We start from the raw sequence: 18,683 nt of genomic DNA, 5'->3' as shown, positions 1-18,683 counted from the left end.
CGGGTGACAGCCAGAACAAGGAGGCCGGAAACATGCCCGCTTATGACCCCGACAACATTTTTGCCAAGCTTCTGCGCGGCGAGATTCCGTCGACCCGAGTGTACGAGGACGACGAAACGCTGGCGTTCATGGACATCATGCCGCGCGCGGACGGGCATCTGCTGGTAATCCCCAAGACGCCTTGCCGCAACATTCTGGATGCCAGCCCGGAGCAGCTGGCGGCGGTGATGCAGACGGTGCGGAAGATGTCGCAAGCCGTGATCAAGGCATTCGGCGCCGATGGCGTCACTGTACAGCAATTTAATGAGGCCGCGGGCGGACAGGAGGTGTTTCACCTGCACGTGCATGTCCTGCCGCGCCGCGAGGGCGACCGGCTGCGGCCGCCGGGGCAGATGGGCGATAAGGAGCGGATTCAGGCACAGGCTGAAAAAATCCGCGCCGCGCTTAAAGCCGGCTGAAACTCGCGGGCTGAACGTACTTGTGGAAATGTGAAAAACACCGCGGCCTTCCCGCGGTGTTTTTCAATGCAAATTTGTGCATCTGAAATAAATGTTGAATTTTAGTTGAATTTGATCATAGCTGTTTCGCAAATTGGTTGTAGGTCAAAGAGGGCGTGCGCGCCCAAAAGAATGGGAACCCAAGAATTGGGGTAGGCCGGCACTGTATGCCAGTCCGTTTCGGGAGCGGCATAGGCCGGGCATTTTCAGATTACAGGCAGGCTGCCTGAAACTTGCGTGCCAGAAGGCGCGCATCCGCCTGTGTGCTTGTTGCAAGCTCGCCGGGCGCGGGTGCTCTTTGACGCGAATAGCAGTAACGGAGGGGCAGGGGTGGCTCTCTTGTGTAGTGCGGAGACCTTGTCGCAAGGCCAGGTCGTGGCCGCCATTTATGAGACGATGATCCGGCCGGAGCAGTTCGACCGGTTCACGGCCGACCCGCAAAACGCATCAAGCGCGGCTTTGTTGGCGTCGGGCCGACAGCCGCAGGGGCGCCGCAGGACGGCGCCAGTGCTGCAGGCGCATTTTGCCCGGGCTGCTGAAATTCAGGCGCAGCAATGGCAACGCGCGGGGCAGCCGCACCCAGGCGCATACTCAGGAAACTGCAGCCGGTTCTGGCTGCTGGCGGATTCAAGCGTAAATGGCGGCATCCTGAATGCGTCGCAGCCGGCGGCGCGCCAGGTGACCGGCGGGATGGCATTGCCCGAGGCGTTGGGGCTAACGCAAGCGGCGGCGGACCGCTGGGCTGATTACCTGGCGCAAGTGCGCCGCGGAAACTTCTCCTGGGAGGATGTCCTGCTGCTTGCAGCCCGTGGTGCAGGGGAGCGGTTTCTGTGCAGGCCGGTCTGTTTGAGCGGAAGCGGCGGTGCATACGTGGCGGTCATGGCGGAGCGGCTGGAGGGAATTTGGCATAGGGAGGCCGCGGAACGGGTTGCCAAGGCCCTGGGATTGCAGCAGCCGGATTTTGAGGCCTTGAAAGACGCCATGGAGAGCTCCCGGGGCAAGGTGGACTGCAGGCTGGAGCGCGCCGCGGAGCGGGCCGGGGCACCGGGCGTGGCAGAGCTGATCAGGCTGATTTCATTTCTGGTGAATGAGCACAGCCTTGACCTGGCCATCGCCAAAGGAGAGCGGTTGCCGCCTTCCGGAACCTTTGCAGACAGCTCCGGTCAGCGCTCTCAGTACTTCCGTCTTGGTGCGGAAACCGGCCAGCCGGTGATCTTCTTGCATGGAATGCTGGATGGTATTGCGCCGCTCCAGCGCCTGCAGCCGGAGCTTAGAAGGCTGGGATTCAGGGTTTATGTGCCGATGCGGCGCGGCTATGGCGGTTCGGCACCGCTAAGGCGCGGCCAGGATCCGGCAGATGCTTTCGTGAAGCAGCTGGAGGCATTGATCACGCATGAGAATCTGCAGAGGCCGGTGCTGCTCTGTCATCGTGGCGGGGCGCTCTTTGGCTGCCTGGCAACCAGCCGATTGAACAGCCCGGTTGCTGGTCTGGTCGCGGTGGCGTCGAACTTCTCTATAAGCCCGCCGCGGCAGTTTTCCGGGCTCGGCGGGCATGCCTGGCTGATGGCGCTTGGTGCGGCCCGGGTCAACTGGATGCTGCCCGTGCTGATGCAGTGCTGGTCTGCGGCCTTGCGCTGGCATGGCCCCAAGACGCTGCTGCGGATGCAGACCCTGCGCGAGAGCAAGGAGCGGGCGATGCTGGAACAGCTGGAACTGCAGCCGCTTTTGAGGCAAAGCCAGATGCTGTTCCAGGAACAGGGCGGGGCGGGTTTTCAGGGGGATGTTCAATTGTTCCGGCAGGGCGCGCAAACGGCACTTCCGGAGCGAAGCGCCCGGTCGGTGTTTGTGCATGGCGGAGAGGATCAGCTTGCACCGCTCTCTGCTGTTCGCGGCATGCTGCGCGGCTTGCCGGAGGCCAGACTGTGCGTCAGCCGGGATGCCGGTGCGCTGCTGTTTTATGTCTTCCCGGAGCTGGTGCTGACTGCATTGCAGGATATTTCGGCAGCTTCAGGCGGGAGGAGCTAGCTGCCGAAAACCTTGGCGAAGCTGCGTTGCAGGGCAACATCCACGTCTGCCATGGTCACAGGCAGTCCCAGGTCCACCAGGCTGGTCACCCCGTACTCTGTAATTCCGCACGGCACGATACCTGAGAAATGCTCCAGCTCCGGCTCCACGTTGATCGAGATGCCGTGAAAGCTTACCCATTTGCGCAGGCGGATGCCGATCGCTGCAATCTTGTCCTCGGCTATGCCGCCCGCAACCGTGCTCGGCTTTTCCGGGCGCTCGACCCAGACACCGACCCTGCCTTCGCGGATGTGGCCCTTAACATTGAACTCGTCCAAGGCCGCGATCACCCAGCTTTCCAGCTGCTGCACAAAGCGGCGCACGTCATGGCCGCGCTGGCCGACATTCAGCATCACATAAACCACCCGCTGGCCCGGACCGTGGTAGGTGTACTGGCCGCCGCGTTTGCTCTCGTAGACCGGGAAACGTTCCGGATCAGTCAGGTCTTCACGCCTGGCGGAGGTGCCGGCCGTATAAAGCGGCGGATGCTCAACCAGCCAGATGCATTCATCCTCCGCCCCATCAGCGATCGCTGCCGCGCGCCGCTCCATAAAGGCAACTGCTTGATCGTATTCGACTAAACCGTCTGATGTAATCCATTCGACCATGGCTGTTGCCGTCCTTTCCATCGCTTCCGAGAGGCGGGATGGTTAAATTGCCCGGAAAACCCTTAGGTGCCAGCGCTGGCTGTGGAGTATCCTGATTCCATAGCGAGTATCCATAGGGGGCGAGTATCATGTTTACCAAGCCGCTCAAGCCAGTCCTGACAGCAGCATTTCTGGCAACATCTGCCACAGGTCCCGCCATCGCGGATGAACTGGGGGCTGCAATTGCCGGCGCCGTGATCGGCGGTGTCATTGTTAACGAAGTCCACAAGAACAAGCAGCGCCAGCGCCGTGCTGCCAGTACATACAGGCGCGCACCAACCTATTCCGCGGCCCGGGCGGAAAATCGCGAAACCCAGGTGGCGCTTAATTATTTCGGTTTCAACGCAGGCGCGGCGGATGGCGTGCTGGGCCGGCGGTCCCGTGCGGCCATCACCCAGTATCAGGTGCACATGGGCTACCCGGCCACCGGCCATCTGGCGCCTTACGAGCGTAATTTCCTGGTCAGCTCCTACAACCGTGCCCAGGTCGGCGGCCCGCAGGTCATCAAGGCGATGCAGGGCCCGCAGGGCGTGCGCGGGGTGCTGCACACCTGGCGGGATGAGGCTGCAGGTGTCCGAACTGCGGGTGGCGGCTATGCCGGCGGCGGCTATGGCGGGCTGCCGCCAGAGGTCAGCCAGGCGGTGGACGAGATTGCTGCCAGCTCCGAACCGACTGGCGAGCAGCTGCTGCAGCGCACCGGCTTCATGCAGCTTGCCGACCTGAACGGCGACGGCCGTAACGACTATGTGCTGGACACTTCGGTCTCAGGCAGTTCGTTCTGGTGCGGGGCGTCGAACTGTTCGGTGATGGTCTTTGCCTCCACGCCGCAAGGATATCAGCGCAACGACTTTCTGGCGCGCGGAGTGACCCCGGCCAGCTTTGCCTGCCACCAGGGCGCGTGCCGCATGGCGGATCCGGGAACGGATACGCCGGTTCAGGCAGCGCAGAACCGCAGCACGGTGATGGCCTTCGCTGGACAGGAAAGCGCTGCCCTCGGCGGCATCACCCTGTTCGACCAGCCGGAGCAAAGCGCCTCGCTCACCAGCTATTGCAGCAAGGTGAGCCTGCTGACCAGTTCAAACGGCGGTTTCATGACGGCGGACAGCATGAACGACCCGGAGCTGGCGCTGGGCGAGCAGTTCTGCCTGGCCCGCACCTATGCCATCAACGCGGGCGAAGCCGGTGCAAGCAAAGTTACGGGGGCCTCGCAGACGCAGATCGACAGTCAGTGCGACGCTTTCGGTCCCGCCTTGAAACCTTATCTTGCCAAACTGGGCACCTCCGGCAGCGGCGAGGTCATGGGCGACGTGCAGAAGTTTGTACTGCAGTCCGGAATGTCGCTGGAGCAGCTTTCCAATACCGCGGGCATCTGCCTATTCTCTGGCTACCGGCGTGACGATATGAATGTGGCGCTGGGGGCGGCGCTGATCCTGACCGGTACCGGCCAGCGCCCGTATGCGGAACTGATCGGACACCATCTGGCGCTGGGGTTTGGCGTGCCGAATGCGGTGAAGCGGTCGCAGGAATGGTACAGCATGGCAGTGATTGCACTTGAAAGCGGTGCGGATCCCGTGTTCGCTCCAGGCCAGCCGGGCCGCGCCGAATTGATCAAGGCAGCCTCGACGGAGCTGGCTGGCGGCCGTGTGCAGCCGGTCCAGGCCTCTGGCGGCGGGGCTGCACTGCCGTCCTTCTCATCTGAATGAGGCAATGGCTAAGGAGGCGGGTGATCCCGCCTTGCAAATTGCAAAGGCCGGCACCGCTGCCGGCCTTTGCCGTGCTTGGCCAGGTAATGATTAAAATTGAGAAGCATCACGGCCTAATTGCCTGAATATTAACGTTCCGGTGATGAAATCCGGTAATTGCGCAGGATGTGTGTACGGGTAAGACTGGATGCAATTTCTTGATGCATTATCTTAGGGGGTATTCATGCGGTTCAAACTGCTTTCCACGTTCGCCGTGAGTCTGACGCTGGCTTTGACGCCCGCCGCTCGTGTGTCTGCCGATGCGGGAGACTTTGCTGCCGGCGCTATTATCGGCGGCATCATCGGCAACGCTTTGACAAAAAATCAGCAGCGGCGCTCCGGCACCAAGGCTCCGCGCCGGTCCAGGCTGCCCTCCACGCAAGAGGGGCGCCAGATCCAGGAATCGCTGAATTTCTTCGGTTTCCCGGCAGGCACCGTCGACGGGCAGCTGGGGCGCAAATCGCGGGAAGCGATCTCCACTTACCAAGCCTACATGGGCTATCCGGCCACCGGCCAGCTTAACGATTTCGAGAAGGATTTGCTGATCAGCTCGTTTCAGCGGGCCCAGGCGAGCGGCTATCTCGCCACTCAACAGGCCATGGCCCACCCCGACGGTCCCCGCGGGCTACTGAAAATCTACCTGACAGAACGGATGCCGCCGCAGCCTCAACAGCCTTATGGGCAGCCTCAGGCAACGATGGCAGGCAGCAACGCGGGCACTTATGGCGTGCCGCAGCAGTACGGGCAGGGGGCGCAGCAGCCCCAATTTGGCCAGCAGCAGATGGGTTTTGCCGCCGCGCCTCAAACGTATGGCAGCATGCAGCAGCCGCAATACCAGGGGCAGTTCGTTCCTCAGGGGCAGATGCCACGGCAAGGGCAGTTCGTTCAGCAGGGGCAGGTGATGGCGTCAGCACAGGGTCAGGCGATTGTGCAAAACGGCACTGTCCTGCAAGGCAGCGGTGCGGCGGCCACGTTGGCTGCATTGCCTCAGGAGGACCTCACCGCGCCGCTCATCCGGCGCCGGGCGCTGGTGATCGGCGTCGACGGCTACCGGAATCTCGCTGACCTGCAGAAAGCGCGCAATGATGCCCAGGCGGTCAGCTCCACCCTGGCCGGGCTCGGTTTTGACGTCGTCACGCTTTATGATGCCAGCCGCCGCGATATCAACAGCGCAGTCTCCACCTTTGCGAATCAGATCAAGCCTGGCGACGAGGTGCTGTTCTATTTCGCGGGTCACGGCGTCGAGGTCGAGGGCCGCAACTATCTGCTGCCTGCCGATGTGCCGATGGTCAATCTTGGCGATGAAAGCTTTCTGACCAGTGAAAGTATCGCAGCCGATCGTGTGCTTGGCACGTTCCAGCGCAAGGGCGCGCGTTCGACCATCATGATCCTGGACGCCTGCCGCAACAACCCGTTCCCGCAGGACGGCCAGCGCTCGGTCGGCGGCAGCCGCGGCCTGGTGCGGATGGAGCCGCCGGAGGGGGCCTTCATCCTCTATTCCGCCGGGGCAGGCCAGACCGCGCTGGACCGGCTGTCGGACAATGATGCCGATCCGAACTCTGTATTCACCCGCGCTTTGCTGTCCCGGTTAACCGAGCCTGGCATGACCCTGCACCAGCTCGCCAAGCAGGTGCGCCGTGACGTGCAGGATCTGGCCGCCACGGTGAACCATGATCAGTTCCCAGCCTACTACGACCAGATGTCCGGTGAGATGGTGCTGCGCCGCCATCGGGCCGCGCATGGCAATTGAACGCAGGCACCCTGCAGGTGCCGAACTGAAAAACAGCCGGATTATCCGGCTGTTTTTCAGCGCTTAGCGGCAACGGCTCAGATGTGGGAACATTCTGGCCGAAAAAGACGATTTTCGGCTTCACATCGCATTCGGGCTGGTCTATACGCCGCTACACCAAGCCTAAGACAGTGCGGTCGTGGCGGAATTGGTAGACGCGCAGCGTTGAGGTCGCTGTTCCTTAACCGGAGTGGAAGTTCGAGTCTTCTCGACCGCACCATCATCTTCCTGAAAGCATAGCTGCGGACGCCGGTGTCAAGTATGTGCCGGGCCTGCCTGTTGCTCTTATATCAAATGCTGGGGTTCTTGCGGCCAGCCTGCAGCGTTTGCCGGTTCCGGCATTTCTGCCTGCCGGTTATAAGAGGACCGCTCCGAACGCCGAGCAGGGGGCAGGAAATTCATAACGTGATGCAGCAGTATGTCCAGTCCAGATGCCGGGAATTGCGGCGGCAAAATCCTTGAACGTGAATTCAGCGCGCTGACGCTTGCCGGGGCGGATCTGCTGGACGCAGTGGAAATGACTGGCCGGACAGGCCGGATTGCCAGGCTGTTCTTCCGGTCGGGAACTGCGCGGGACATCGCCGCTGCCATATCCACTCAGGACGAATCGGATCTGCATAACTTTGGCGGCGCCCCGGTTCTGGATATTCCAATGGGCAGCTCTTGCGGCACGGCAAGCGTTTCGGCAGGCGGTGCTCTGCGCCAAATCCAGCTTCAGCCGGAGGAGACCAGCCTGTTTGCCGGCCTGAACGTCCTGGCCGCAGTCCGAAACGGGGAAACGGCTGAAACGGCGGCGCAGTGGCTGCGGTTCCACGTCTCGCAGCACCGGATGCAGGGCGCGGTCATCCTCGACCGGGCGCAGCCAAAGGACAGCCGCCGTTTTGTGCAGGACCTGCAAGAGATCGCCGGAGATATTCCAGGGCTCGAGCGGGTGGTCGTCGTTCATTCCAGGCTGCCGCTGGGCAAGGCGGGGCTGCCACCGGAGGCGCATCCGTTTAACGTGCCTGGCGCGCCCGGCAAGGACCGGATGGAGATTCCGCCCGCAGACCCTTGGCAGGCCCCCCTGGGGGAGTTCCTGATCTATGAAATTCTGCGCGCCCGTTTTCTGGCACGGGCCCGGGCCGTGGCAAACATCGATCTGTTTGACTTGATCGCTCCCGGCGGCGGGCCGAATGTGTTCGACCGCGCGGCCTCCGCGTCCTCGGGGTGCCTGCGTCTGGGCGGCGTGCAGGCTTATCCCTGGCGGGTGCGCAAGGGGGATGAGCCCGCCTTTGCAGATCATATCTGCACCCAATTTGATGCTACCGGCTTGCGGCCGCGCTGGTGCCTGTCGCCGGCAAAATCGGGGGAGGATTGCATCTGGCGGCTGATCCGGGTGGTGGGTGCGGAACCTGACCCGGTGCAGGATGTGCGGTTCTACCGCTGCATGGCGCTGCGGCATCCCGCGGATACGGTCTCGAAGATCGTTCCCAAGACCAGTCTGGTTGAGACTCCGGAACTGTTGGAGCTGGCCACCGGATACTTTGGGGCCAAGCCTGTGCGCATTCCCGAGGAGCAGGCGGTCAAACGCTCTGGCGGCAAGCCCAGGACCGCGATTGTCACAACGATGAAGAACGAAGGGCCGTTCATCCTGGAATGGCTGGCCTATCACCGGGCAATCGGGGTGGATGACTTCCTCGTATACACCAATGATTGCACCGACGGCACAGACGCCATGCTGCAGATGCTGCAGGAGAAGGGCATCGTCCAGCACCGCGAAAATCCGTTCCGGGGTACCGATCTGAAACCGCAGCACGCTGCCTTGCAAGCGGCGGAGGACGAGCCGGTCATCCGGAACGCCGACTGGTTGATCTGCATGGATGTGGATGAGTTCATCAATATTAAATGCGGCGAAGGGCGGCTGGCGGATCTGTTCGGGGCAGTGGACGATGCCAACATGATCTCAATGACCTGGAGGCTGTTCGGCAACAATGATGTGCGTGACTTTACCGGCGATCTGATTACACGGGAATTCACCCGCTGCGCCCATGAGGTGACCCGCAAGCCGCATCAGGCCTGGGGCTTTAAAACGCTGTTCCGCAACAACGGGATTTTCAAGAAACTGGGGGTGCACCGGCCCAAAGGGCTGAAACCGCAACTGTGGGAAGACATCCGCTGGGTCAACGGATCCGGACAGGACATGCCGAAAGAGATGTTCCGCAATGGCTGGCGCTCGTCGATGAGCACCTACGGCTATGATCTGGTGCAGCTGAACCACTATGCAGTGCGCAGCGCCGAGAGCTTCCTGGTCAAGCGCGACCGGGGCCGGGTCAACCACGTCGACCGGGACCAGGGGCTGTCTTACTGGTTCCGCATGAACAATAACGCCGAGGAGGACCGCTCGATCCAGCGGATGATCCCGGCGCTGGAAGCGGAGATGGCCCGCTTGCTGGCGGATCCGGATATTGCCGCGGCGCATGAGTACTCCTGCCGTAAGCACCGCGAGAAGATCGAGGAGCTGAAGACCCGCGATGACATGATTGAACTGTTCCGCGAACTGACCGGGGACAAGCTGTGCAAGCTGTCGCGGATGCACGCGCATTTCGGAGCCAATGTCTTTCTCAGCGGCCCCGGCGTGATCCCTGACGAGATTGCCGAAAAGGAACCGGGCAGCGATTTCTGGTTCACGGTGGAGCGCGGGGAAACCACACATTAAGGCTTCCGAAGCGCCGCAGATTGACATGCCTTCCGGCGGCGGGGTAATTTTCGTTAACAAAAAAGACGCGGTCAGGCGTCAGGTGTATTGGGTTTGAAAAGGGGCAGGTATCATGGCACTTCCGGCCATTGCGTCACTCTGGGTGGGCGCTGAACTCAGCTGGCTGGAACAGCTTTGCCTGCAATCATTCCTCGACAACGGCCATGAGGTGACCCTGTTCACCTATGACGACGTCAAGGGTGTGCCGGAAGGTGTGCAGATGGCGGATGCGAATGACATCCTGCCTGCGGACAGCATCATCCGCCATGCCAAGACCGGCAGCCCGGCCTATCACGCGGATGTCTTCCGCCTGCATATGCTGCGTCAGACGGATTATGTCTGGGCCGACACCGATGCCTATTGCTGCCAGCCCTGGGACATCAAGGGCAAGCATTTCCATGGCTGGATCTCGGACAAGAAGCCGATGGTCAACAACGGGGTGCTGCGCCTGCCGAAGACGTCCAAGACGCTCAAGGCGATGCTGAAGTTCACCAGTGATGAATACCCCATCCCGCCCTGGTACAGCGCGGAAAAACAAGCGGAACTGCAGGCGCTGAAGGATGCGGGGCAGGGGGTGCATGTGTCGCTGCTGCCGTGGGGGGTATGGGGGCCGGATGCGCTGACCTGGTTCCTGCAGGAAACCGGCGAGATTTCAAACTCGCGGCCGGGCCATGTGATCTATCCGGTGCCGTTTAAACAGGCCGGAGTGGTGCTGAACCCGAACCGGCCCAACCAGGCCCGCAAGCACATTCGCAGCGACACGCTGTCGATCCATTTCTGGGGACGCCGGTTCCGCAATATCGCGGCCAAATACGGCGGCGTTCCTGCCGAAGGCTGCTTTGTGCATGAACTGCTGGCCAAACACGGGATTGATGCGGAGAAATCCCGCCATCTGTTGCTGCCTGCCCCTGAGGCGGAACCGGCCAAAGCGGAGCCGGTCGACCCGGCCACACTGGATTTTTCGATGTTCAGCGACCGCGATGTCGCTAACCTTCTGTTGCAGCGCACGGAACTTGCCAAATCCGGCCAAACAATCCGGGACTGGCTGGCAGGCGGTGAACAGCTCCTGCTGGACGAGGCCCGCTCCAGCCGGGAGCATATTCTGCACGGGGCGCTGCGCATTGCCGAACGCGAATGCGCTCATTTCCTGCAGGCTGCTGATGCCATCGCCCCCAAACGGGCTGCCGACATTGGCTGCGGTTATGCCTTTTCAAGCCTGCTGATGCACCGCCGCTACGGCTGCAGCATCACGCTGATCGATATCGAAGACAGCAACAGCCGCCATTTTGGCTTTCAAGGCGAAGCCGCCGGGTATGCCAGTCTGGAAACCGCCCGGGCCTTCCTGGAAAGGAATGGCGTGCCGCCGGAGCAAATCACGTCCTGCAATCCCAAAATCGGGGAGACGGCCTCACTTGGAACCTTCGATCTGGTCTACAGCCAGGCATCCTGCGGGTTTCACTATCCCGTCACCACCTACGAGAACCTGTTCCGCAATCAGGTCAACAGCGGCGGCGGTATCGTGCTGGATATCCGCAAGGGGTCTGGCGGCATCGCGGCAATGAAGACCTTCGGCGCCGTCGAGGTGCTGGCCAAGCACGGAAAATACTCCACCGTACTGACCCGGGCCGGGCAGGAACCGTGACCGGTAACCCGCTCGTCAACGTTTTCCGGGTAGAACCGGCCGGCAGGGCAGCAGTACGCTGCCGGCCGCGTTACGGCCGGCGCTCCGCCGCAGCAGGGCAGCCGGTGCCGGGCGGGCGGTTGGAAGGTGGGTGAACACACATGCTGAATGACACATTCGACTTCAGAACCGTGCTGCCTGCGCTGGATGTGGACGAGATCCTGACGATTGCCGATATCAACGGCCAGGCGCCAGAGCTGTGCATCCTGCTGCACCAGCGCTACGGCTGCGGTATCGACCTGGTCTGTCTCGACCGTAAGGGTCAGCCCAGGACGCCGGACGAGACGGAGCTGAAGGAATGGCTGGACCGGCTCACACTGGGCGGCGTGGATCGGGATGCCATCAGGGTCGCAGGCAGCACCAGCGGAAACCGGCAGTATGATGTGATCCTGGCGCTCAACAGTTTCGGGGTGCGCCACAAGATCCAGAATTTCAAACCGCTGCTGGACAGCACGCTGCACCCGCTGAGCCGTGTAGTCATTGAAATTCGCAAAGGGTCGGGCAGCTATCCGTTCCTGAAGGCCTACGGCGGCTGCAACACGCTGCTGGCGCCGGAGGCAGACCGAAACGGACTGGCTGTTCTTTCCGCCGAACCGCAGGACATGCTGCCGCCCTCCGGCGAATGGTCAGCGGTGGCCCGCCAGCTGGCTGGAAAAGAGGGGTTCTTCGATGAGCTTGAGGAGCATTCCTTCCTGTACATGCCGCGCGGCGGAACGCTGGTCGTGACCTTCGACAATCTCGATATTGCGATGACCAAGCGGGATGACCGGCGGCCTTGGGGCTTCAGCTTCATCGAAGCACAGGGCTGGTCGATGCTGGGGGTGATGGCCAACGGCTGGACCTGGTTCCGCCACCAGGAGGTAGCCCGCAAGTTCGAGGAACTGCGCGACAGTGGGTTCTTTGCGCAGTTTTCCCGCGTGGTGTTCTACGGCGCCTCGATGGGCGGCTATGCGGCGGCGGCGTTTGCGGCGGCGGCGCCGGGCTCCACGGTGTTTGCAATCAGCCCGCAATCCACGCTCGACAAGGCAGTTGTCCCTTGGGAAATGCGCTACAAGAAAGTGTGGGACCGCGATTTCTCCGGCCCGTTCGGGGATGCGGCGCTGGCCAGCCAGGCGGCAGGCGATGTGCATATCATGTTCGATCCCTATGTGGCGCCGGATGCCGCCCATGCGGCCCGGTTCACCGGTGCCAATGTCACCTTCTGGCGCTGCCCGCTGCTGGGGCACCGGCTGGGCTCGTCGCTGCAGCAGATGGGTGTTTTGCAGGAGGTAGCCCGCGGTGCCATTTCCGGGGAGCTGACCCCGCACCGGTTCCACCGCCTGCTGCGCAAGCGGCATGGCTTTCCCCGGTTTCAGCGCGAACTGGCCAGCCTGGCGCTGGATCGCGGCCATCCGGGCCTTGCGAAACAGGTCTGCGCGTATATTTTGCGCCAGCGGGACGACCGGTTTTTCCGCCGGATGAAGGAGCGGCTATGATATGCGCAAATGGCCGTGCGGCAGGCCGCCGTTGCGCTGCTGAGCACAAAACGGGCAGAGGCTGGACAGACCGATGAGCCTGGCAAAAACCGAAATGCGGGACATCTCCCTCGCCTTCCATGTCGGGGCACCCAACACCGACAACGGCCAGCTGACCTGGTCACTGCGCAAGGATGCGCAACCGCTGCTGGAGCGCGGCGTCATGATCCGCCGCCCGGGCACCTATATGTCGGCGCTGAACCAGCTGCTGCGCAAGCAGGATCATGAGTTTGTCACGGAACAGGAGCGCGAGGCGCTTCTGGCGGGGCTGGTCAAGGATCAGGCGGTGTCCCGGATCATTCTGACCAACTCCAGCTTTCTGGGGGTGCCGGGCTGGATGCTGAGCGGCGGCCGGCTGTTCCGGAATGCGGGAAGGAATACAGCTGGCCTGCGCGGGCTGTTTCCCGGCAACCCTTGCGAATTCTTCCTCGGATTGCGCAACCCGGCCACACTAATCGGGCCGGTGTTCAAGTCGCAGTCCGGCAGAAGCTGGAAGCAGTTCTCGTCGGACACTGATTTTCTGAAACTGCGCTGGTCGGAAGTGGTCGAAGATATCCAGGACCGCAACCCGGGCTGCCGCATCACTGTCTGGTGCAATGAGGAGACGCCAGTGATCTGGCCCAGCATCCTCGGCCATGTGACAGGTTTGGGGGAGGGTTTCCGTTTCAGCGGCGAGCTGGACATCACCCGCGGCATCATTTCAGAGGCGGGCTATGAGCGGCTGGAGACCTATCTGGCTAGCCGTCCGGGGCTTTCAGAAGACCAGCGGGAACGGGTGCGTGCGTTGTTTCTGAGCTATTTCCACGACGAGGAGGAGATCGAGGAGGAAATCGATCTCCCCGGCTGGTCGCAGGCGCTGGTCGACGACATGAGCGAGGCGTATATGGCGGATGCCGAGCTGATACGGCAGATGCCGGGCGTCACCTTCCTGTCCTGAGAGTCCCCCGCCGGTAAAGCGGTTCCATCAGTATTGCGGTCAGATACATCGGTATCTGGTAGCAGCCAAGGAAGATCAGCAGCGGCTCGGTCGTGGCTGCGGGCAGGGCGATCAGGAAGAGGGCGAAGTTCCGGTTGCCGGCGACAACGGATACAGGCACGGCGCCACTGCCCGCGCGGCGGCGCGATACGGCAAACACCATCACCTGCAGGCCGAGGTTGGCCACCAGCGCAAACCCTAGCCATTGCAGTACCAGCACCGGGTCCGTGCGCAGCGCAGGCCCCAGCGCAGCCATCAGTCCGACCACGATCACCGCCAGCGCAATCATAGTCAAACCGTCGATTGCTCTGGCCTGGTCCTGGTGCATCTCCGGCAGCGTCAGGCGGCGCAGCAGGAAGGCCGCGGTTACCGTCAGGCCAATTGCTCCGATGAGCCGTCCGGCGGCGCGAAGCACCTCGCCCAGATCACCTAGGCCGGGGGCCAGCAGGAACACCGGGATCACAGTAAGCGGCATCAGCGCGGTCCCGGTGATCAGCAGGCGGAAGGCAGGCTCCGGCGCGTGGCCCATCAGAGCGGTGATATTGGGGCTGCCGGTCACAGACGGCGCACTCAGCATCAGGATCAGTGCAACGGCGGCAGGGGTCTGCGCAACACCCAGCACCGCGGCGAGCGCAAGCGCCGCGAGCGGCAGGGCGACTTGCAGCAGGGCAACGGCCTTGAGCGTTCCAATCCCGTCGGCCAGCCCGCCTGCCGCTTTGCGGAGCCCGATCCGGTAGGCATTCAAGAACAACAGCCCGGCCACCAAATGAGGCAGCCAGGGCTGAAGGGCAGAAGCAAGGCCGGGCAGCAACAGCCCGGCCAGCAGCCCCAGGACCATTGCGGCCCGCCCGTGCCGGGCGGCATATGCGAGCACGCGCAGCACGGGTTAGCCCGGCCCCGGCCTGAGGTTGCCGGGCAGGTAGATCGCCAGCTCCGGGAAGGTAATCAGCACAAAGACCATCAGCACCATGCTCAGGAATGTCGGGATCGCCGCACGCGCGATATAGTTCAGCTCGTGGTTGGTCATACCCTGCATCACAAACAGGTTGAAGCCGATTGGCGGGGTGATCTGCGCCATCTCTACCACCACGATGAAGATGCCGAACCAAATCAGATCAATGCCCGCCTGCCGGATCATCGGCTCCACCACCGCCATGGTTAGCATCACGCGCTGAAGGGGCGGGTGGTGAACAGCTCCACGCCCAACCAGGCCACGCACATCAGTGCCAGGCCGACCCAGACGCCGGTGCCCAGAAGGGTGAACAGCACGAACAGGACGAGGATGATAACGGAGATATTTGCGATGGGCCTTTACTCCGCGTGGCTTTGGTATGCCAGATCCAGGGTGATGCGGTGGCCGCCGCGGAAAATCACGTGGATCAGATGGCCAGTGCGGGCGATGGCTAAGATGACCGCACCGATCAGCATGGCGCTTTGCGGCATTTACAGCGGCGTACGGTCTTGGCCTTGGCTCACATCGTTTAACTTACAGCTCCAGTAGAGAAAGCGTTCGGGGTTGAAGCAGAAGTCCCACACCACACGCGGTGCCGATGCCGAAGCACCAGAACTCCGGCGCCCGATGGAAGCCCTCGGGCACGGCGTTGAGCAGGGTCGACACCCGGATATGGCTGCCACGGTTCAGCGCATTGGCAAAGGCCAGGAACGCCGCCGCCGCCATCGCGTAGCCTGCTTAATCCGGCGCGCCGGGGAAGACCTCACCGGTCCAGCGGGCCAGCATCTGGACAACGATCAGCCCCAGAATGGCGATCAGGCAGAGGGCGGCCAGCACCCCCGCCGCCAGGTACAGAAAATCAAGACCGGAGCGCAGCCCCCTGAGCACCGTCCTAACATCCCCATAGGGATTTATCTTATCAAACTGCGGGCGGCACCTTCCGCGCCGCCCATATCAAAGCGGTCCGGTTACTCGGCGCGGACAGCGTCGACGATGGGCTTGCCCTCTTCGGCTGCTGCTTCCAGCCATTCAGTGCTCATGGTGACGCCGATTTCCTTCAGTTCACTCACCATCCGGTTAGAGGCCGGACACACGGTCATGCCGCCTTCGCCCAGGCCCTGCAGGGTAAAGCCGGTAAATTATTTGGCGCGCCAGTTGCCTGGGTATTCCGCCAGCCTGGCGCAGCCCTTGATCACGTTCTGATTGGCCTCGGAGGTGCCCCTCCAGACGTCGGAGGTAACGAACACATAATTGCGCGGCAGCCAGGCACCCGCTTCGTAGAAATAATTCAGGCTCTCCCAAACCTTGCGGTCATAGCCGGTGGAACCGGAGGAGACCATCGAGTCCGCCACGCCGGTGGCGAAAGCTTGGCTGATCTCGGCCGCCTTGAGGGTCACCGGCAGCATGCCGGTCAGCTCCGCCAGCCGCGAGGTGGCACTATTGTAAGAGGCTTTGTTGCACAAATCCCGCGAGGGATTCATCTTGTGAATCCAGAGTGATAGCAGGGGAGCATGAGCAGTTGGGCCCCGACGAAGTACGAGACCAGGAACTGGCCTTCGTATAACGCAGCATTGAAGCAGCGCGGAACGCTGTCGATTTGGTTTGACCCGGAGATGATCTGGGAGCCACAACCGAGCGGCACGCGAGGTCTCCAGCAGCGTTTCAGCGGCTCTGCGGTCCAGACTTGCCTGACGCTGAAAGTGCTGTTCGGGATGCCGCTTCGGCAACCGACCGGGCTCGTGCAAAGCCTTCTACAGTCCGGGGGACTGTTTTCCCGACGAACGCGCAAGCATTGTGGGCCCAAGCGCCTCTGGCGCAAGATACACATAGGAATTGACGAAGAAACGCTGGAAGTGCGGGCTGTGGAGGTTACGACCAGCAATGTGGGTGACGCACCGATGCTGCCGGAACTACTCGTTCAAACTCCACCCGATCAGAGCGTCGGATCGGTGACCGCAGACGGCGCTTACGATACGCGAATATCTCATGACGCGATTGCGGCGCGAGGGGCTCATGCCGTGATCCCGCCGCGCAAGAATGCCAAACTCTGGAAGCCCACGAGTGCCGGGGCCATCGCCCGCAACGAAGCGGTCAATGCTTCGCGTTACCTCGGTCGTGCGATCTGGCGACGATGGAGCGGATACCACCGCCGAAGCCGCGTCGAGAGCAAGATGAACTGCATCAAACTCCTCGGCCAATCCCTGATGGCGAGAGACTTTGAGCGGCAAGTCGCAGTAGTCTAGGTCCGCGTCGCGGTTCTCAACCGCTACACGACTCTTGGCATACCTGTCACAGAGCCCGTAGGATAAGTCCGTCCAGGGAAAGGGGACGTGCGCTCACAAACCGATTTGTGCAGCAAAGTCACGGCACGCCGCAAATCACGGCCGCGGTCGGCAGTCGGGCAAGAATTTCTCGCTTTGCTGAAACATGAACTGGCAACCTATTCCGCGGGAGACCCACAATTGGCCTGAGAGCTGTATTCAGTTTCGAATTCAATATTGTGAAGAGGCGGGCGCTCCCCTAGTCTGCACCACGGATTGAACGAATGGCGGGAACATGGCCAAACGCGAAAGCAATGTGGACCGGGTCTACGAGGCGCTGCGCCGGATGGCGGCGGATTTTGCCTTCAAGCCTGACCAGCGGATCAACGAAAGCGCGCTGTCCGAGGTTCTGGGCGCCAGCCGCACGCCGCTGCGCGAGGCGCTGAACCGGCTGGTGGCCGAGGGGTTCCTGACCTTCCAGAACAACCGCGGATTCTTCTGCCGTCCGCTGACGCCCGGCTACATTATGGACCTCTATGAGGCCCGGGTGGCGGTTGAATGCGAGGCAACGCGGCTGGCCTGTACACGTGCCCCTGATGAGGACATCGCGGCACTGGCGGATTACCTGAACCGGATGGAGCCGGAGTACGAAAGCGCCACCGCCCCTGAAGAACTGTTGGCAATGGACGAAAGCTTCCACGCCCGTCTGGCCCAGCTCTGCGGGAACAGTGAGTTGCAGCGCATTCTGAACAACCTCAATGGCCGCATCCGCTATATCCGGCTGATCGACCTCAAGCGCATGCGCGACCGGGCAGGGGGCAAGGCGCCTGGCGATATCTCGGCGCACCGCCAGATCGTCAAAGGCATCGCCGCCCGCAACACCGAGGCCGCGGTGGCGGCCATGCGCAGCCATATCGAAAAGCGCCGGGAGGAGGCGACGGAAGCTGTCCGCATTGCCTTTTCCCAGCTCTACGTTCCGGACGAGTAGGGGAGCCGCATGGAACACGGCGGCAAGACAATCCTTGGTGCGGCGGTTGGCATCCTGATGCTCGAAACACGCTTGCCCCGTATTCATGGCGATATGGGAAACGTGATGACCCGGGAGTTCACGGTGCGCTTAAAGGTGGGGCGCGGGGCAAACCCGGAAAACGCCGTGCGCGGCAATCCCAAGGATCTGGTTGATCTGTTTGTCGAGGCGGGACGCGATCTGGTCGCCATGGGGGCCGACGGCATCAACATCAACTGCGGTTTCCTGGCGCTGATCCAGGACGAAGTGAAACAGGCGCTGGGCTTGCCGGTGGCGATGTCCTCGCTGATGCAGGTTCCGATGGGGCAGAACCTGCTGCCCGCGGACAAGCGCTGCGGCATCCTGGCTCTCTCCTAGGCAACCCTGACGCCCGCGCATCTTGAGGCCGCAGGGGTTCTGCCGGACACGCCGATCGCCGGCACCGACGGCCTCCCCGTCTTCACCCGTGATATCCTCGGCGACGCGGCAGAGATCGACTTTGAGGCCTGTCGGCTGGACATGATTGACGCTGCCCCCGCGATGGTTGCGGATATCCCGGACCTTGGCGCCATCGTGCTGGAGTGCACCAATATGATGCCCTATGCCCTTGATGTCAGAAAAGCCACCGGCCTGCCCGTGTTTTTGATCCACTCCTTCATCAGCTGGTTTCAAGCCGGTTTGCTGCCCAAAGGATTTCCGCTGGAGCTGGATGACCCCCGCGTCTGAGACAGGCCGCTGGATGAATGGGGATTTATTAACAAAATCTGAAGGATAACGTCAGAAGCCCTGTCCAAATGTTTCGCGCGCGAAACATTTTGGC

General features: G+C 62.1%; 11 protein-coding genes, 1 tRNA gene and 5 pseudogenes. 12 read left to right on the top strand and 5 right to left on the bottom strand.

Annotated features, from left to right (window positions below):
• The first annotated feature begins 32 nt into the window (after positions 1-32).
• The gene (locus KUV26_RS07930) at positions 33-458 is read left to right on the top strand and encodes an HIT family protein (RefSeq protein WP_222504052.1); all 426 of its coding nucleotides are present in this window, start codon (positions 33-35) and stop codon (positions 456-458) included.
• A gap of 1,020 nt (positions 459-1,478) precedes the next feature.
• Entirely contained in the window at positions 1,479-2,522 is a 1,044-nt protein-coding gene (locus KUV26_RS23595; protein WP_261399774.1) for an alpha/beta hydrolase, read from the top strand.
• Here the strand turns inward: KUV26_RS23595 and lipB are convergent.
• The gene (gene lipB / locus KUV26_RS07920; RefSeq protein ID WP_222504051.1) at positions 2,519-3,190 is read right to left on the bottom strand and encodes a lipoyl(octanoyl) transferase LipB; all 672 of its coding nucleotides are present in this window, start codon (positions 3,188-3,190) and stop codon (positions 2,519-2,521) included. The genes KUV26_RS23595 and lipB overlap by 4 nt on opposite strands.
• Before the next feature lie 107 nt (positions 3,191-3,297).
• On the opposite strand from lipB, the gene KUV26_RS07915 reads away from it, so the two are divergent.
• The 7 genes from KUV26_RS07915 to KUV26_RS07885 all read left to right on the top strand — a co-directional run bounded on the left by KUV26_RS07915 (position 3,298) and on the right by KUV26_RS07885 (position 13,605).
• Positions 3,298-4,911, top strand: a complete 1,614-nt coding sequence (locus tag KUV26_RS07915) for a peptidoglycan-binding domain-containing protein (RefSeq protein ID WP_222507950.1) — start codon at positions 3,298-3,300, stop codon at positions 4,909-4,911.
• Between the two features lie 223 nt (positions 4,912-5,134).
• The gene (locus tag KUV26_RS07910; protein WP_222507949.1) at positions 5,135-6,700 is read left to right on the top strand and encodes a caspase family protein; all 1,566 of its coding nucleotides are present in this window, start codon (positions 5,135-5,137) and stop codon (positions 6,698-6,700) included.
• Positions 6,701-6,872: 172 nt separating this feature from the next.
• A tRNA-Leu gene (locus tag KUV26_RS07905) sits at positions 6,873-6,959 on the top strand.
• Between the two features lie 198 nt (positions 6,960-7,157).
• Positions 7,158-9,434, top strand: coding sequence for a glycosyltransferase family 2 protein (locus KUV26_RS07900; protein WP_222507948.1), 2,277 nt, complete (start codon positions 7,158-7,160; stop codon positions 9,432-9,434).
• A 112-nt stretch (positions 9,435-9,546) separates the two neighbouring features.
• Positions 9,547-11,115, top strand: a complete 1,569-nt coding sequence (locus KUV26_RS07895; RefSeq protein ID WP_222507947.1) for a class I SAM-dependent methyltransferase — start codon at positions 9,547-9,549, stop codon at positions 11,113-11,115.
• 140 nt (positions 11,116-11,255) lie between these two features.
• Positions 11,256-12,629, top strand: coding sequence for a hypothetical protein (locus KUV26_RS07890; protein ID WP_222507946.1), 1,374 nt, complete (start codon positions 11,256-11,258; stop codon positions 12,627-12,629).
• A 73-nt stretch (positions 12,630-12,702) separates the two neighbouring features.
• The gene (locus KUV26_RS07885; RefSeq protein ID WP_222507945.1) at positions 12,703-13,605 is read left to right on the top strand and encodes a hypothetical protein; all 903 of its coding nucleotides are present in this window, start codon (positions 12,703-12,705) and stop codon (positions 13,603-13,605) included.
• Here the strand turns inward: KUV26_RS07885 and KUV26_RS07880 are convergent.
• The 4 genes and pseudogenes from KUV26_RS07880 to KUV26_RS07865 all read right to left on the bottom strand — a co-directional run.
• Positions 13,589-14,527, bottom strand: a complete 939-nt coding sequence (locus KUV26_RS07880; protein ID WP_222507944.1) for a hypothetical protein — start codon at positions 14,525-14,527, stop codon at positions 13,589-13,591. The genes KUV26_RS07885 and KUV26_RS07880 overlap by 17 nt on opposite strands.
• A 3-nt stretch (positions 14,528-14,530) precedes the next feature.
• A pseudogene (locus tag KUV26_RS07875) lies at positions 14,531-14,821 on the bottom strand (TRAP transporter large permease subunit); the annotation flags it as partial.
• 134 nt (positions 14,822-14,955) lie between these two features.
• Positions 14,956-15,484 (bottom strand): annotated as a pseudogene (locus tag KUV26_RS07870) (TRAP transporter small permease subunit).
• 80 nt (positions 15,485-15,564) lie between these two features.
• Positions 15,565-16,044 (bottom strand): annotated as a pseudogene (locus tag KUV26_RS07865) (C4-dicarboxylate ABC transporter substrate-binding protein); the annotation flags it as partial.
• 63 nt (positions 16,045-16,107) lie between these two features.
• Here KUV26_RS07865 and KUV26_RS07860 point away from each other — a divergent pair.
• The 3 genes and pseudogenes from KUV26_RS07860 to KUV26_RS07850 all read left to right on the top strand — a co-directional run bounded on the left by KUV26_RS07860 (position 16,108) and on the right by KUV26_RS07850 (position 18,589).
• Positions 16,108-16,905 (top strand): annotated as a pseudogene (locus tag KUV26_RS07860) (IS5 family transposase).
• 247 nt (positions 16,906-17,152) lie between these two features.
• Entirely contained in the window at positions 17,153-17,845 is a 693-nt protein-coding gene (locus KUV26_RS07855; protein ID WP_222507943.1) for a GntR family transcriptional regulator, read from the top strand.
• A 9-nt stretch (positions 17,846-17,854) separates the two neighbouring features.
• Positions 17,855-18,589: pseudogene (locus KUV26_RS07850) on the top strand (aspartate/glutamate racemase family protein).
• The last annotated feature ends 94 nt before the right edge of the window (positions 18,590-18,683 follow it).

Source organism: Leisingera daeponensis (assembly GCF_019801465.1).
GTDB lineage: Bacteria > Pseudomonadota > Alphaproteobacteria > Rhodobacterales > Rhodobacteraceae > Leisingera > Leisingera daeponensis_A.
The sequence above is the reverse complement of the archived record's forward strand: the minus strand, read 5'-3'. Positions and strand labels throughout refer to the sequence as shown.